This window comes from Psychromonas sp. SP041 (assembly GCF_000470315.2).
Lineage (GTDB): Bacteria > Pseudomonadota > Gammaproteobacteria > Enterobacterales > Psychromonadaceae > Psychromonas.
Genome location: NZ_CBRF02000010.1, coordinates 88,364 through 104,550 on the forward strand (window position 1 = coordinate 88,364; position 16,187 = coordinate 104,550).

The 16,187-nt window shown below is 37.1% G+C and carries 18 protein-coding genes; 1 reads left to right on the top strand and 17 read right to left on the bottom strand.

What is annotated here, in order from left to right:
* Positions 1-40: 40 nt before the first annotated feature.
* The 17 genes from fliR to SP041_RS07605 all read right to left on the bottom strand — a co-directional run bounded on the left by fliR (position 41) and on the right by SP041_RS07605 (position 14,611).
* Positions 41-832, bottom strand: a complete 792-nt coding sequence (gene fliR, locus SP041_RS07525) for a flagellar biosynthetic protein FliR (protein ID WP_025564986.1) — start codon at positions 830-832, stop codon at positions 41-43.
* The gene (fliQ, locus tag SP041_RS07530) at positions 832-1,101 is read right to left on the bottom strand and encodes a flagellar biosynthesis protein FliQ (protein WP_025564988.1); all 270 of its coding nucleotides are present in this window, start codon (positions 1,099-1,101) and stop codon (positions 832-834) included. Before fliQ ends, fliR begins: the two co-directional genes overlap by 1 nt.
* 8 nt (positions 1,102-1,109) lie before the next feature.
* On the bottom strand, positions 1,110-1,853 hold the full coding sequence (fliP, locus tag SP041_RS07535; RefSeq protein WP_025564989.1) for a flagellar type III secretion system pore protein FliP: 744 nt from the start codon (positions 1,851-1,853) through the stop codon (positions 1,110-1,112).
* Positions 1,853-2,287 carry a flagellar biosynthetic protein FliO gene (gene fliO / locus SP041_RS07540; RefSeq protein WP_037049478.1) on the bottom strand — a complete coding sequence of 145 codons (435 nt, stop codon included), beginning with the start codon at positions 2,285-2,287 and terminating at the stop codon, positions 1,853-1,855. Before fliO ends, fliP begins: the two co-directional genes overlap by 1 nt.
* Positions 2,284-2,676, bottom strand: a complete 393-nt coding sequence (gene fliN, locus SP041_RS07545; protein WP_025564991.1) for a flagellar motor switch protein FliN — start codon at positions 2,674-2,676, stop codon at positions 2,284-2,286. Before fliN ends, fliO begins: the two co-directional genes overlap by 4 nt.
* A gap of 94 nt (positions 2,677-2,770) precedes the next feature.
* The gene (gene fliM, locus SP041_RS07550; protein ID WP_025564992.1) at positions 2,771-3,793 is read right to left on the bottom strand and encodes a flagellar motor switch protein FliM; all 1,023 of its coding nucleotides are present in this window, start codon (positions 3,791-3,793) and stop codon (positions 2,771-2,773) included.
* 16 nt (positions 3,794-3,809) lie between these two features.
* Positions 3,810-4,334, bottom strand: a complete 525-nt coding sequence (locus SP041_RS07555; protein WP_137297507.1) for a flagellar basal body-associated FliL family protein — start codon at positions 4,332-4,334, stop codon at positions 3,810-3,812.
* A gap of 108 nt (positions 4,335-4,442) precedes the next feature.
* Positions 4,443-5,936, bottom strand: a complete 1,494-nt coding sequence (locus SP041_RS07560; protein WP_137297508.1) for a flagellar hook-length control protein FliK — start codon at positions 5,934-5,936, stop codon at positions 4,443-4,445.
* A gap of 103 nt (positions 5,937-6,039) precedes the next feature.
* Positions 6,040-6,498, bottom strand: a complete 459-nt coding sequence (gene fliJ, locus SP041_RS07565) for a flagellar export protein FliJ (RefSeq protein WP_137297509.1) — start codon at positions 6,496-6,498, stop codon at positions 6,040-6,042.
* A gap of 12 nt (positions 6,499-6,510) precedes the next feature.
* A complete protein-coding gene (gene fliI, locus SP041_RS07570; protein WP_137297510.1) occupies positions 6,511-7,842 on the bottom strand; it encodes a flagellar protein export ATPase FliI in 1,332 nt (443 codons plus the stop codon).
* 1 nt (position 7,843) lies between these two features.
* Complete coding sequence (gene fliH, locus SP041_RS07575) at positions 7,844-8,914, bottom strand: flagellar assembly protein FliH (protein WP_137297511.1); 1,071 nt, start codon at positions 8,912-8,914, stop codon at positions 7,844-7,846.
* A 69-nt stretch (positions 8,915-8,983) separates the two neighbouring features.
* On the bottom strand, positions 8,984-10,033 hold the full coding sequence (gene fliG, locus SP041_RS07580; RefSeq protein ID WP_137297512.1) for a flagellar motor switch protein FliG: 1,050 nt from the start codon (positions 10,031-10,033) through the stop codon (positions 8,984-8,986).
* Positions 10,026-11,732 (bottom strand): flagellar basal-body MS-ring/collar protein FliF, encoded by a 1,707-nt coding sequence (fliF, locus tag SP041_RS07585; RefSeq protein ID WP_137297513.1) that lies wholly within the window; start codon positions 11,730-11,732, stop codon positions 10,026-10,028. The genes fliG and fliF overlap by 8 nt, the downstream gene beginning before the upstream one ends.
* Positions 11,733-11,771: 39 nt before the next feature.
* Positions 11,772-12,098, bottom strand: coding sequence for a flagellar hook-basal body complex protein FliE (gene fliE, locus SP041_RS07590; RefSeq protein ID WP_137297514.1), 327 nt, complete (start codon positions 12,096-12,098; stop codon positions 11,772-11,774).
* 184 nt (positions 12,099-12,282) lie between these two features.
* A complete protein-coding gene (locus SP041_RS07595; protein ID WP_137297515.1) occupies positions 12,283-12,861 on the bottom strand; it encodes a hypothetical protein in 579 nt (192 codons plus the stop codon).
* A 163-nt stretch (positions 12,862-13,024) separates the two neighbouring features.
* Complete coding sequence (locus SP041_RS07600) at positions 13,025-14,242, bottom strand: ammonium transporter (RefSeq protein WP_137297516.1); 1,218 nt, start codon at positions 14,240-14,242, stop codon at positions 13,025-13,027.
* A 30-nt stretch (positions 14,243-14,272) separates the two neighbouring features.
* Positions 14,273-14,611 carry a P-II family nitrogen regulator gene (locus SP041_RS07605; RefSeq protein WP_137297517.1) on the bottom strand — a complete coding sequence of 113 codons (339 nt, stop codon included), beginning with the start codon at positions 14,609-14,611 and terminating at the stop codon, positions 14,273-14,275.
* 397 nt (positions 14,612-15,008) lie between these two features.
* Here SP041_RS07605 and SP041_RS07610 point away from each other — a divergent pair, with 397 nt between their 5' ends.
* Complete coding sequence (locus SP041_RS07610) at positions 15,009-16,166, top strand: D-alanyl-D-alanine carboxypeptidase family protein (RefSeq protein ID WP_137297518.1); 1,158 nt, start codon at positions 15,009-15,011, stop codon at positions 16,164-16,166.
* The last annotated feature ends 21 nt before the right edge of the window (positions 16,167-16,187 follow it).

Here is a 16,187-nt window from a genome sequence, read left to right on the forward strand (position 1 = left end):
GATTAGCCTTTTAATGTCGAGTTAGCAAAAAGAAGAGTCATTAGGGTTTTACACAAGGGTTATTAAGCACTTCGCACATACTGGTAATCCCTTTGATCCATTGATTTTCAAAATGAAATGGCACATTTAATAGCGTAATCCATAGAACAAATAAACCAAATACCATGCTAATCGAAAATCCTAAACTAAAAATATTTAATTGGGGTGCGGCCTTAGTCATGATCCCAAAAGATAGATTAACCAATAACATTGCCACCATAGACGCGATAGAAAAAGCGAGTGCTGCATGGAACATAATGGCAAACCAACCAGCGACTTTATAATAATCTAAGGCGAGTAAACCACTTTCAGAAATGGGTAACGTTTCAAAGCTATTAATGATCATTTCAATCATTAATAAGTGCCCGTCCACACCTAAAAATAATAAAGTAACCAACAACACATAGAATTGCCCAACAACGGGAGATGTTTGGCCACTCATAGGATCTGCCATAGAAGCAAAACCTAAACTGGTTTGCATAGCAATAATTTGGCCTGCAATTACAAATGTTTGCACTACAAAAACTGAAATAGTACCAATCGCAACACCAATCAATATTTGTTGCATCACAACGATAAAGCTACCGAGTGAGAACAGTTCTATATTATCAGGGGCTGGCGGTAATGAAGGTAAAGCAAGAAGGGTAACACTTAACGCATAAAACAAACGGATCCTAGTAGGCACCGTATTGGAACCAATCGCGACCATGACCATTAACATTGCGGCAATACGGCTGAATGCCCATAGGTAACTAGCAATAAAATCTAAGATAAGATCAGCCGAAAAAACCATCACCCCACCACTTGTGGGATTTGATTAATCATGGCTATAAAAAATTCCATTAACTTACCAAACCCCCAATGAGCTCCGAAAGCTAATGCAAATAATGTCATGATTAAACGCGGTAAAAAACTCAATGTTTGTTCATTAATAGAAGTTGCCGCTTGAAATACAGCAACGATTAAACCAATTAACAAACTTGGGATAATGACGGCGGAGACTAAAATCATCACCAACCATAAAGCTTGTCTGAAAATATTTACAAAAACTTCCGGTTCCATAAGTACCCTTATAATCCGAAGCTATTAGCTAAACTACCCATCACTAAATTCCAACCATCAACTAAGACAAACAGCATTAATTTAAAAGGTAATGAAATAATCATTGGCGATAACATCATCATCCCCATCGCCATTAAAATACTTGCAACAACTAAGTCGATAATCAAAAAAGGGATAAATAACATAAAACCAATTTGAAACGCGGTTTTTAATTCACTGGTGACAAAAGCAGGTATAAGTACTGTAATAGGCACTTCCTCTGGCGTATCAACTTGAACATTCGCTATTTCCATAAAGGTTTCTAAATCTTTTAGACGCGTTTGCGACAACATAAATTTCATCATCGGCTTTTTACCTTGCTCAAGCGCTTGAACAATGGTCATTTCTTCATTTAGATAAGGTTGTAATGCAGTTTCGTTAATACGGTCAAAAACGGGCGCCATAATAAAAAAAGTAAGAAATAAAGCGATGCCATTAATGACTTGATTTGAAGGAGAGCTTTGTAAACCAAGCGCCTGTCGTAAAATTGACATAACAATCACGATACGTGTGAAAGAGGTCATTAAAATTAACATAGCAGGCAAGAAACTCAGTGCGGTCATGAATGCGAGGACTTGTAATGTCACGCTGTATTCTTGATCGCCAGAAGCACTCGTCGTTACCGTCACGGCAGATAAAGCACCTGGTTCTGCAATTGCATTAGAGGCAAACAGGAATAAGCCAGTGCATAACAAGATAAGCAGTTTCTTCATTATTTTTTCTTCCCTGCTTTAGATAATACAGTCGCAAAAGCAGCCGCCAATGACGGTGTACTTTGAACGTCTACTTCTAATTCTTTATCAATCAGAGGTGTTTCTAGTTGATCTAATAAATTAACAGATTGCTCACTTACACCTAGTAAATACTGCTTACCATGCACTTCAATAATTTGAACACGACTTTTGTTAGTTAATGACTGTGTTGCAATGATTTTAATTGGATTTTTATTGCTTCCATGACGTAATAAGTTGCTTTTTTTCATTAAAAACGCAAATAAGAAAATACAAGCAAGCACTAATATCAAAGATCCAAGCATAGTTCCTATTGCTAACTCAGGGCGTTCACTTGTTTCTTCAAATGCCATCACAGGTAAGCTCAATAAGCTTAAAAGGATAGCCTTTATGAATGTAGGAATGATTCGGCTCATTTTAATTTTTTAATACGTTCAGTTTGGCTGATAACATCAGTTAAACGAATACCAAACTTATCATTTACAACCACTACTTCACCATGCGCAATAAGGGTACCATTAACTAATACATCTAACGGTTCACCAGCAATGCGCTCTAATTCCACCACAGAACCTTGGTTAAGCTGTAATAAGTTACGTATGTTAATCTTGCTTCGCCCCACTTCCATCGAGATCGTTACGGGGATATCCAATATATTATCTAAACGCGCTAACTCTTCTTCACTCATTGGTTTGGCAGTATCTTTTAACTCATCAAGATCAATCGTTTTAGCACTTGAATCTGCATCACCAGACTCTTCTAATGCTGCCGCCCAATCATCTGCCATATCTTGCTCTGTGCTCATACTTTAATTCCTATCTATTTGGGTAACCAATAATTTGAATAACGAGTTATTTAACTATGTATCATTTAGCTACGTATAATTTAACTGCGTGTAGCTATTTGGTTGTTTCTTTTAAATCTTCTAAATGAATTTGTGTTTTTTGCATCTCAGGACGTTTGATTTTTTCAGTTATTTTTAATGCGTAATTATCACTGGTTTTACCTAATGTCGCTCTGTAAGAAGGTAACCCCTCTACGGAGACCAATAAGCTATCCGGTAAATCAATAGGAATAATATCACCCGCTTTAAAGTCCATCATTTCTCGTAGCTTCATTTGCTTTTCAACTAAGCGAGCTTCAATTTCAACTTCAACATCCATTATTTCGTCTTCAAGTGCTTGTGACCAACGTTGATCTGTATCTTCTTTATCGCTTTGTACGCCTGCATCTAATAATTCTCGAATAGGTTCAAGCATTGAATACGGCATTGCGATATGGAAATCACCACCACCACCGTCCAATTCAATATGAAAAGAATTAACCACAATCACTTCTGTTGGGCTAACGATGTTAGCCATCGCTGGATTGACTTCAGAATCTAAATATTCAAATTCAGCATCCATAACGGGTGCCCAAGCATTGTGATAGTCTTCAAAGACTATTTTTAATAACATTTGAATAATACGACGCTCTGTTGGAGTGAATTCTCGGCCTTCAATTTTAGCGTGGTAACGACCATCGCCACCAAAGAAATTTTCAACAAGAATAAACACTAACCGCGCTTCCATGGTAATTAACGCGGTGCCTTTTAGTGGGCGAAAACGCACCATATTCAGACTAGTTGGAACGAACAAAGTGTGAACGTACTCTCCAAATTTAAGCATTTGTACGCCATTAATAGAAACCTCTGCGGTATGACGTAACATATTAAATAAACTGATCCGTAAATGACGCGCAAAACGTTCATTTACCAATTCTAATGTTGGCATACGTCCACGTACAATACGATCTTGAGATGAAAAGTCGAAATGCGCATGGGAATCACCCGAGTTCATTTCATTATTTTCAATCATATCCTCATCAACGTCATCAACACCATGCAATAGCGCGTCAATTTCCTCTTGAGATAATAAATCCATACTTAATCCTTATCGATTACTGTAAAACAAAACCGGTAAATAATACCGTATGGATAAGTGCACGATTTTCAACCATTGTGGTTGCTTTATTAAGTGCTTCAAGAACCGTTTTTCGTAATTCATTTTTGCCTTGTGGACTGCGTAATTGCTCTGCAGAAGCTTCACCAAAAACACTCACTAATGTGCTTTCTAATAAAGGAATATGTTTTCTAACCAATATTTCACTCGCTTTATCGATGACCATTAACTGTACTTTAATTTGTGCGGTTCTATTACGATTACCTTCTAATACATTAAAAACTAAAGGTCTTGGCATAGGCACATAATTAGCGGTCATTTTCGGTGTTTCAGCGACAACCTCTTCGCTCGTTTGCTCAGTATTTTCATTTGAACTTTCAGGGTTTCCGCTAAAAAAAACAAAAAAGACAGCGGCACCAACAATTGAAAGAATAAGCACGGCAGCAACAATAATAATGATCAGCTTCTTTTTGCCTGCTGGTTTAGGATTAGTTCCATCTAATGATTCATTTGCTTCAGGCATTTTAATTTACTTCCTTCATTACTTTTACGGTTAGCATGCGGCGTATTTCTGTGAATAATACACTGATTTTAATTGTTATTTTGCCGTTAGCCAGTAACTATTAATGTTTTATGCATAATAATCAATTCCTTGCTCTTTAGAGGCGATTTTAGAGGGTATCCACATTGCTGTTTGATTGTCTTCAGTGAGATCTACATTCTGACCAAGCTTTTCAGCCATGGTACTCATTTGACCTTGACCATGCCCACTCGATTGGTTTTGTTGTTGAGATTGCTGCTCGACATTAGCTTCTCCCAATTGAAGACCTTGTTGGGCTAATTGTTCGCGTAATCGAGGCATATTTTGCTCAATAATATCTTTACTTAACCCAGCTTGAGTTTGAATGTTGAGTTGAACTTGATCCTGATGAACATGTGCTTTAATAAAAATAGATCCTAATTCAGCGGGGTCTAGCCTAATTTGAACCTCTTGTTTACTTTGTGAAATCATCATCATGACTCGTTCACCGATAGCTGATGCAGCTTGTTTCGATTGAATATCTAAAGGCTGCTCTAATAAATTATTATTAGCTTGAACCTGTTGATTTACAGCAACTAATTTTTCTGTTTGCATTAGGTTAGTTTGAATCGGTTTTGTACCATTAACATCTGCGACAGACGAAGTAATCGATGCTTCAGCTTTTACTGGATTCAGAGCGACATCACTTTTATCAGTGTTTAGCAATTGTAGGCTACTTTCATTGTTTGAATCTGTTAGTGTCAACTCCGCTTCATCACTTGTGTTTTCAACACTATTATTAATAGCTTTACCTGTTAATGCTTGTCCTACTTTTTCTGTAGAAGTGAGTAAATCACTTTTATTCTTTTCATCTGCATTAGAAAATTGGTCAATTTCAATTGCCTTAGTATTTATTGCATTATTGTTTATTAGCTCGCTCTTTATTGTTTCAGTACTTATTACTGAAGCTTCTTCTACGGAAGTATTTGTATTGCTTATATTAGTATTGACTTGTTGTGCCGCTTGAATGCTTGATAATAATTGATCTTGCTGTGAACTTGTGACTTTTAATTGTTGATTATCGGCATTAATAATATCAACATCATTGGTCTCATCAACACGATCCAAATAATCAATATCATCGTTAATACTTTCAGAACCGACTTTTTCTAAGTTTGCTAATTGAGCTTCATTTTTAACTTCATTATTGATTTTATTTTCAGTAATAAGCACATTGATTTCAACACTTGAATCTAGATTATTCTCAAGCTCTTCATTTAATAAATTTTGTGAATCTTCATCCTTAGCATCATCTACATTGTGACTTAACTTAGACTGCTGCTCTTTACTAATCAATGCTTCTTCTAATGCAGATACATCCGTGCTCTTTTCTTTATCAGCACTTTCTTTATTAATAGCTTCTTTATTAAGGCTGTCGCTATTTATATTTTCTTTTAACACTTCAGAGAAATTTTGTTGTTTATTTTTAGAGTCGACTTGCTTTAAAACATCCTCACTTTTACTTGCAATATCATTATCATTGCGCACTTTCAATTCGCTATTCTTTAAGCTTGTTGAACCATTTAATAACAAGGACTGAACCATAAAATATTCTCTCTGATTTTTATGTTTGTTTAATATGTAAGTTATTGCCGCTTTTATAAAACGCCATCAATCACTTTAGGTAAGCAATTTGTAGTCCAAAAAGTTAATTAAACTCTTGTTCTGCTTGTTTCTTTCTGAAAAACTGGAAAGTGGCAAACTCATCTAATAGTTGCTGTTCTTTTTTGTCTTCTAACTTTATTTTTTCACGAGCTTTTTTTTCTAATAATAAGCCCATTGCTTTATGCGCAATTTGGCTATCTGTCCATTTACGTTTTGTATTACGTACTGCGTATTCGAATTTAACTAAAGTAGATTGTTGATTGGAGAGACCTTGATCTATTTGAACAATAAATTGTTGGTATTTAGCAAGTGTAGATATCGTTAACCCTTGCGAGCCTTTTTCACTCAACTGCGCTATATATTGGCGGCGATATTGATGTAAGTTTTGTAATTGATTACGCTGCTCAAACAATTCTTTTTGAGCTTGCTGATAAGTATGTAGAGCTTGTTCAACTTGCTTTTCTCTTTGCTCATAAACAAGCTGTAATGCATTAGCGGCCATGACTTAAATCCTTTAACTATTAACAAACTCCTGCGTCAATATAGCAAGCTGTGTCAAACAATCGTTATAACTGATACTGTCTTTCATTCCTTGCTGCAAGAAATGATCCAACCTTGGCTTAATTAGAATCGCTTTATCGATACGAGGATCACTACCACGTGAGTAGGCTCCGATGGTGATTAACTCTTTATTTTCTTCATATAAAGAATATGCCTGTTTCAACACACGCGCTAATGTTTGGTGTTCATCTGAAGTCACCATTGGCATGACACGACTAATTGATTTGCTAACATCAATGGCAGGGAAATGACCAGAATCGGCTAATGTTCGAGATAATACGATATGTCCATCTAGAATAGCTCGTGATGCATCAGCGATAGGATCCTGAAGATCGTCCCCTTCAGTTAATACTGTAAAGAAGGCACTTATTGATCCTTGATTTTCATTACCATTACCCGCCCGTTCTACTAAAGCCGGTAATTTAGCAAACACAGAAGGTGGATATCCTTTTGTTGCTGGCGGTTCACCAATAGCTAATGCTATTTCACGTTGTGCTTGTGCAAAACGTGTTAATGAGTCCATTAACAATAAAACATTCAACCCTTGATCTCGAAAATATTCCGCAATCGTCAATGAAGTTTCACAGCCCTTTAAACGCATTAATGGCGATGCATCAGCAGGAGCAGCAATAACAACGGCACGAGAACGTCCTTCTTCACCTAGAATCTCTTCAATAAATTCTTTTACTTCTCGACCACGCTCACCAATCAAACCCACCACAACAACATCGGCATTAGTGCCACGTGTCATCATGCCCAATAAAACACTTTTACCCACGCCTGAACCAGCAAAAAGCCCCATACGTTGGCCTTGACCAACAGTAAGCAAAGCATTGATTGCTTTAATTCCAGTATCAAGAGGTTGCTTAATCGCTTTACGTGAAAGAGGATTAATACGCGTATTGCTATAACCACTCATAGAATTTGTTTTGATTTCCCCTTTACCATCAATAGGATTACCCATCCCATCTAAGACACGGCCTAATAACTCCATGCCAACAGGAATACCTATCTCTGTTGTTTGAGGAATAACTTTAGCACCAGGCAACACGCCAGTAAGACGTTCACTTGGCATCAGGAATAATCGGTCATTTGAAAATCCAACGACTTCTGCATCAATATAACCGTCATTGGTCTGCACTTTACACATGCTACCCACGGCAGCACTACAACCAACGGCTTCTAAAGTAAGCCCTACCACACGCACTAACTTTCCCGCGACAACAGGGTGAGTAATCGCTTCACTAACTTGATATTGTTCAATACGTTGCGATAGTTTATTCATGCTAAGAGTTTACCGTCTCTGACTTTGCATCAAAATTCGTTTCGGTGATGTCTTCAGATTGATTTAACTCAGCAGAGTCTGAAAAATTTGCCCCTGAAGAAACTGCTTCGGTATTATCTGTAATATTGCCTACTTCAGTCTTATTCAATTCAGCCTCTGAATGTTCAGCGGCGCTGAGATCGTTATCGCTTTTCGCTTGTTCAGCTTCAGACTCAAGTATTGTGTGTAATTCCTCTTCGGTTTTCATTTCATAATCTAATGGCTGATCATTACTAATATCACCATCGTTACTAACTTCAGGCGTATTTTGATAATTCTCTTTGAGGAAGCTTTTTAAGACTTGTTCAACACGGATTGAAAAAGCGTAATCAATACTGGATGTTTGTGTATGTATCTGACAATCACCACGCAGCAAAGTAGGTTCAGCACGGAGATCCCAACCTCTTTTTTTACATTCTTCTTCTGAAAAAGCGTCTTGCACAAAAATGAGATCTTCTGGGTTAAGTGAGATAACAAGACTCTGCTCGTTAACAGGTAATGCCTCAACACCTTGTTTTAAGGCTTGTAGAATAATTTGAGGGTTAATAGTGACTTCACATCGTGCCATTTGCTCTGCAAGATTAGTCGCCAGTTTAATTAGTTGGAACTCAACAGTATCATCTAACTTTTCTAACGGAGCATGTAATCTAGAAACAAGTTGTTCCCAATGCTGCGTTTGAGCCTCCACTTTCACTTTACCTTCCATTAAACCTTGCTCTAAACCTTGAGCTACCCCTTGTTCATGGCCTTCATTTAAACCTTGTAACTTTCCTTCCTCTATCCCTTCAGCAAAACCAGCCTCTTTGCCTTCATTAAAACCATCTTCATAAGCAGATGCACGAATTGATTCAATGTCTTCTAAGGTTAATGGTTTGGGTGCATCTTCTTTCAATTCTATATCTTCTGGTTCTTGCTTTTGATACCAACTAGCAGGTCGACCAAATAAATCAACTTCACCTTGATCTAAAGCATCATCATTTTCAAAATCAGGTAATACCCATTCTTGAAAATCGTTATCTGTATCAGCAGCCATTCATGTACCTTAATTTCATTAAAAGTGATGCTTAAAAAATAGAGATTAAACGTTAATTAATAACTAAGGTTATAAAAACTCATCACCGCCACCACCGGCTAACATTAACTCACCAGCATCAGACAAACGACGTGCAATATTAAGAATTTCTTTTTGCGCACTTTCTACTTCACTAATTCTGATGGGTCCCATTGCTTCAATATCATCAGCTAACATGTCAGCTGCTCGTTTCGACATATTCGCTAAGACTTTATTTTTAAGGAGTTCGTCAGCGCCTTTAAGTGCTAATTGCAATTGTTCTGGTGGCACTTCACGTAGCAATGTTTGAATGCCTCGATCGTCAACATCGATAAGATTATCAAATACAAACATAAGATCTTGAATTTGTTGACTCATATCTTCATCTGACTCGCGTATAGAGTCCATCAGAGGACCTTCGATAGCGGTATCTAAATAGTTCATAATATTAGCAGCAGCTTTAGCGCCACCCATTTTCGCCGCTTGTGCACCAGCTTGCCCGGCAAACTGTTTCTCCATAATCTCATTAAGTTCTTGTAATGCAGCTGGTTGAACTTCTTCCAAATCAGCAATACGCATCATCAAATCTAAACGCACTTTTTCTGGGAATTGCGTTAAAATTTCAGCCGACTGTTCTGGGTCTAAATAAGATAAAACAATGGTTTGAATCTGAGGATGTTCATTAAGGATAATACTAGCAACCTGACGAGCATCCATCCATTTCAAAGAATCTAAACCTCTAGAGCCACTACCCAGAATAATTTGGTCGACTAAATTACCCGCTTTATCTTCACCTAACGCTTCAATTAATGAAGTACGAACAAAGTTTTCACTGTCCAATCCAATATTACTGAATTTTTGAATGTCTTCTATGAAAGCGCGATGAACACTACTTACCTTTGCTTGCGATGAGTCTTCTAATGAAGCCATTTTCATCCCTAGCTTTTGTACTTGCTTGGGCTCTAAATTTCTAAAAATTTGCGCAGCATCCGCAGGGGTTAGACTCAACATCAATAATGCAGACTTTTCTACCCCACTTAATTCTGTAACATCAAAGGTAGCAACTTTAGTTGATTCTTTCTTTTTATCGTTCTCACTCATCTTCTACCAACCATTCTTTAATAACTTGTGCTGATAACCCAGGTTCGTTTGACACTAAGGCTCTCACTGCTTTTAATAGGTCTTCATCTTTATGTAAGTCAGGTAATTGTATTTGTCCGTTCGTCATGCCGAAATCAAGGCTTTCGTTATTTTCATCTGACAATAACTGTAAATTATCATTGCCTACCGAACCAATCGCGCCACCTAATTCGTAATCTTCCGCTTTTTCAATAGCATCTGGATACAGTAGTTTTTTCATGATCGGACGAACAATTAATAACAAGGTCAAAATAATGACAAACAAACTACCACCAAATCTTACATAACCTTGAAATGTTTCCGTTTCCCAGAAGGCTTCTTCAACAATAGCTTCCATTTCAGGGCGATTAAAGCTGACTGAAGCCAGCGCCAAAATATCGCCACGTTCAGCATTAATACCTAATCCACCTAATAATAACTGCTTAAGATTCTCTACTTCTTCAACACTTCTTGGTGAGTAACTCACTTCACCCGCATCATTGACTGATTTAATATAGTCTAGCGCCACAGAAACAGCGAGGCGGTCTACCTTTCCAACTTTATGTTTTGTATGTGTGATCGTAGTATCAACTTCATAGTTTCGGGTCGACTCCGTTCGAGAACTGCCATTGCTATTATTAGTGCTGTCATTGGCTTCTTCTAATTCTTCAGGAATGGCGCCATTTGCTGGTGGTTGATTAGACAGAGCACCAGGAACAGAGCCAAAAGATGACGATAATGATGATTTATCTTCAATCAACATTTCACTGCGCACCGCTTGATTAGAAGGGTTAAAGGTTTTTTTAGTTTCTTCAACAACAGTGAAATCCATGACTAAATCAACTTCAGAAGCATAGTTTGCAATACCTAATACAGGAATTAAGATAGCGTCTATTTTTGATTTGTATTCTTCTTCACGCTCACGCTGCATGCTAAATTCTTTGCTAGTTTGTGCTGAGCTTCCTGTACTACTACCTGAATGCAATAAACGACCTCGTTGATCGGTTACTGTTACGCTATTTGGTGATAACCCTTGTACTGCAGAAGCCACTAAATCAACAATAGAATCAACTTCTTGAGCAGATAATGCATAAGATCGTGTTGTCGTCACAACCACTGTCGCACTGGCTTGGCGCTCTTTACGTGCAAACACACTTTCTTTAGGGATAGCTAATAAGACTTGGGCATTAGTCACATTCTTCATTTCTTTAATTGCTAATGCTAATTGACGCTCACGGCTTAATTTTAATCTTTCTTTTTCAACGCGCTGGCTTACACCAAACCCCATATCTTGTAATAAGATATCATCGCCATTTTCAGTATTATCATTAACCAAACCTGCGCGAGTCATCAGTAGTTTAACTTTTTGATATTGGTCTGACATGACCGACACGTTGTTCCCTTCTAATTTATAAGGGATTTTTTGTTGGTCTAAAAAGTCTAATGTAGTAATAAGTTCGTCTGTTTGATAAGTACCTAAAGGGCGGTAGTCCGCTTCTTTACCCCATGACCAGATAATGACCACGATAGCTAATACAATCAATAAACCAATGATCATGCTGATTTGGCGCAATACATCCACATTAGAGAAAAATGATGAGATCGCCCCTTTCTCTGAGGTTATTGGTGCACTTTCATTATTATCTAACAATAAATTTGCATTATTTTCTGTATTAGGCACAGACTTTCCTTTTAACGATTAAATGTAAAATAATTGCAGTTAAACAGGCATGCTCATTACTTCTTTATAAGCTTCAACCATTTTATTACGAACTTGTACTGTCGCATCAAAGGCTAGACCTGATTTATTAGAGGCAATCATGACATCAGATAAGCTAATGTCCTGATTACCCATTTCAAAACCATTACGTAATTCTGATGAGCTTTGTTGTAGCCCATTAACATTGTCAATTGCTTGTTTAAGCATGGCAGAAAAATCAGCTGGTGCAGGATTAGTGGCTTTAGTACTTAACTCATTGTTTAAGCCTTTTGCTTCTAAACCTTGTGTTTGTAACTCTTGAAACATTGATGCTGCATTGATATTCATTGTATTTAGCCTCTTTTTGACACTGGTAATAGTAAAAAGCAATAACTATGCCAGTTGAATTTTAATACCATCAATAAACACCTCCAAATAGGTAACTACATCTTATCTTAAAAAAACAATAAAAAAAAAGGCATTAACAACAGTTAATACCTTTTTTTCAAAACTCAGAGATTACATTTAGTATTTATTGAACGTTAAGTTTATCTAGCTCTTTATCAAGTTGAAGACTTGCTCGTTGCCCTTTGAACTCTTGATACAACAAATCTTTTTGCCCTGCATTCATTGGACGTTCTGAGGTCTTAACTAAACCATCGAAAATAGCTTTTGTTGATTCTTGGCCAACTCCAACTAATACACATAAATTATTTCTGTCTGCGATTTTAACGATGTCTGTTTTAAGTGGGTTAGTACCGATTAATGTCTGTTGCGTAATTTGTTTTGAAACACTAGAGAAAGTAGAACCAGATTCAGCACCTGAAGCCACTTCTATTTTATCACGGTAAGTTTTATCCATTGCACTGACACGTGTTTCGATACGCTGAGCCAGTGATGTTCGGGCATTAGCAAGGGCTTGTTGTTTATCAATAGAAAGATTACCAGACCATAAAACACACTCAGAGACTGCAATACCATCTTCGACTTGAGGATTTAATATCCAACTTGGGATGTCACCAACAACTGTTTCTTGCGTTGGTTCGCTGCTAGAACACGCACTCAACAATACGATCGCAGAAAGACTTAATAAATGAAATTTTTTAGACATAATCATTCCTTAATTAAAATAAAAGTACGCACTCAATAAAACGAGTTTAGATTGATTCATAAAAATTTAATATAAAAAAATCCCTACCTTAATGAATAAGATAGGGATTTTTATTTGATTCACAATTTACTCATACTGTTAAGGTATGAGTTATAAGTTGTAATTAGTCTTTAAATTCAGGGTAAGCTTCAACACCACAATCGTGTAAATCCATACCTGCATCTTCTTCTTCAGCAGTAACACGGATACCCATTGTTACTTTGATGATAGACCAAACAACCCAAGATGCTGCAAATACGAATCCGAAGATAACTGCTGCACCGTATAACTGAGACATTACTGAAGCACCGTCATTTGACATTGGAACAACTAATAAACCAAATAGACCACACACACCGTGTACAGATAAAGCACCTACTGGATCATCAATTTTCAATTTATCAAAAGTAATGATGCTGTAAACAACAATCACACCAGCAACTGCACCAATAACGGCTGCAAATAATGGTGATGGAGATAGTGGGTCAGCTGTAATAGCAACTAGACCTGCTAATGCACCATTCAGAATCATCGTTAAATCTGCTTTACCCCATTTGAATTTGCTCACTAACAATGCTGCGATAGCACCTGTTGCTGCTGCTGCGTTAGTGTTAAGGAAGATAAGGCCTACAGCTGATGCATTTTCAGCGTCAGAGATAAGTAGTTGAGAACCACCGTTAAAACCAAACCAACCCATCCATAGAATGAATGTACCTAATGTAGCAAGTGGCATGTTTGAACCAGGAATCGGGTGAACACTACCATCTTTACCGTATTTACCACGACGAGCACCTAATAATAATACCGCTGCTAATGCTGCTGCAGCACCGGCCATGTGAACAATACCTGAACCAGCGAAATCACTAAATCCAGCTTCGCTTAAGAAACCACCGCCCCAAGTCCAGTAACCTTCCATTGGGTAAATAAAACCAGTTAAGAAGACAGTGAAAACTAAGAATGCCCATAGTTTCATACGCTCAGCAACAGCACCCGATACAATAGACATTGCAGTTGCAACGAATACCACTTGGAAAAAGAAATCAGACTCTAAAGAATGGTCTGCACCTTCAGCTTGAGTACCGATTAAAGAACCAAAAGAAGGTAACCAACCGCCAGCGCTGTTATCAACATACATAATGTTGTAACCCACTAATAAAAACATCGTACAAGCAATTGCATATAACACGATATTTTTAGTTAAAATTTCAGTGGTATTTTTAGAGCGAACTAAACCTGCTTCTAACATGGCAAAACCTGCTGCCATCCACATAACAAGGACACCTGATATTAAAAAATAAAAGGTATCCAGCGCAAATCGTAGTTCTGTAACTGTTGTTTCCATAATAGTAATCCTTAACTTATTAAATTTGGTTTAAAGTGCTTCTTCGTCGAATTCGCCAGTACGAATACGAACAACTTGCTCTAATGGCTGAATAAAAATTTTGCCATCACCTACTTTCCCTGTATTAGCTGCGCTAATAATAGCTTCAACTAAACGTTCAATATCATCGTCTTTAACCGCAATTTCTAATTTTACTTTTGGTAAAAAATCAACTTGGTATTCAGCACCACGGTATAACTCCGTGTGCCCTTTTTGACGACCAAATCCTTTTACTTCAGAAACCGTCACACCCGCGATGCCAATACCCATTACAGCTTCGCGTACTTCATCTAATTTAAATGGTTTAATAATTGCGGTTAACATTTTCATCGTATATTCCTTCAAGGTGTAATTAACGTTAGTTTATGTGTATTTATTAACAACTAACGTGCCAAAAAATATAAACCATTTATAACAATAACTTAGCATTAAAAAAGCAAATTCCAACAACTTTTACGCACCACTTTGGTGCGCCACTTGCTATTGCAATGCACCGATATGTCACAATTAAATGATCTCTCATAAAACCATAATCGAACTTACTCAACATTTACTTGCCTAACCCTCTTATGTTAATAAAATGACTAAACGGTTATTATTTAAATATTTTAAATATAAAAAGGCATTAAAATTAACCAACTAATCTGTATAGCCCCTTAGCAAATAAAGCTTCATCTGCTATAGTGCGTAACAATTTTTCGACTTAACAACCTTGAAGGTATGTAACATGAAAAAAATAAGCCTACTGCTTATCACTTTCCTATTTAGTATTAATGCGTTTTCCGCTCCTATGATTATTCCTAAAGCTCCCTCAATTGCCGCCAAAGGATATTTATTAATTGATTTTGATTCAGGAAAAGTTCTCTCTGAAAATAATAGTGAAGATACGCTAGAACCAGCGTCATTAACTAAAATGATGACCAGCTATATCATCGGCCAAGAGCTAAAGTCAGGAAATCTTAAACTGACAGATAAAGTAACTATCTCTAATAATGCATGGTCAAAGAATTTCCCTGATTCTTCAAAAATGTTTATCGAAATTGGTAAAGAAGTAACCGTCGAAGATTTAAACCGCGGTATCATCATTCAATCAGGTAATGACGCTTGTGTTGCAATGGCTGAACATATTGCTGGTAGTGAACCCGCTTTTGCAGATTTAATGAACTCTTGGGCATTACAGTTAGGCATGAATGATACGCACTTTGTAAACAGCCACGGTTTACATGCTGATGGGCACCATACCACTGCAAAAGATATGGCAATATTAGCAAAAGCAATTATCACTGACGTACCAAATGAGTACAAAATATATAGCGAAAAATCATTCAAATACAATGGTATCGTACAATACAACCGTAATGGTTTGTTATGGGATAAAAGCCTAAATGTAGATGGTATGAAAACAGGTCACACTAGTGCAGCAGGTTACAGCTTAGTGTCATCTGCAACAAAAGATGGCATGCGTTTAATCAGTGTTGTGATGGGGACTCGTTCTGATGATGCACGTAAAGTAGAAAGTAAAAAATTACTTAACTGGGGTTTCCGTTTCTTCGAAACAATCACACCGTATAAAGCAAATGATCAGCTTGCAAGTGAACGCATCTGGATGGGTACACAAGCAAACATTCGTTTAGGTGTTCCTGTTGATACACCATTAACGTTACCACGCAATCAATCTCAAAATTTAAAAGCTGATTTTGTCATTAATAACGAGCTACGCGCACCAATTCAAAAAGGTGATAAAGTAGGCCAAGTAAATTATACACTTGCTGACGAGTCAATTGCGACTTACGACTTAATTGCACTAGAAACAGTGGAAGAAGGTGGTATTTTCAGTCGTGTTATTGATTACATTAAATTGTTATTTATTGGTTGGTTTGGCTAAAAACATCCCCATATACCAATA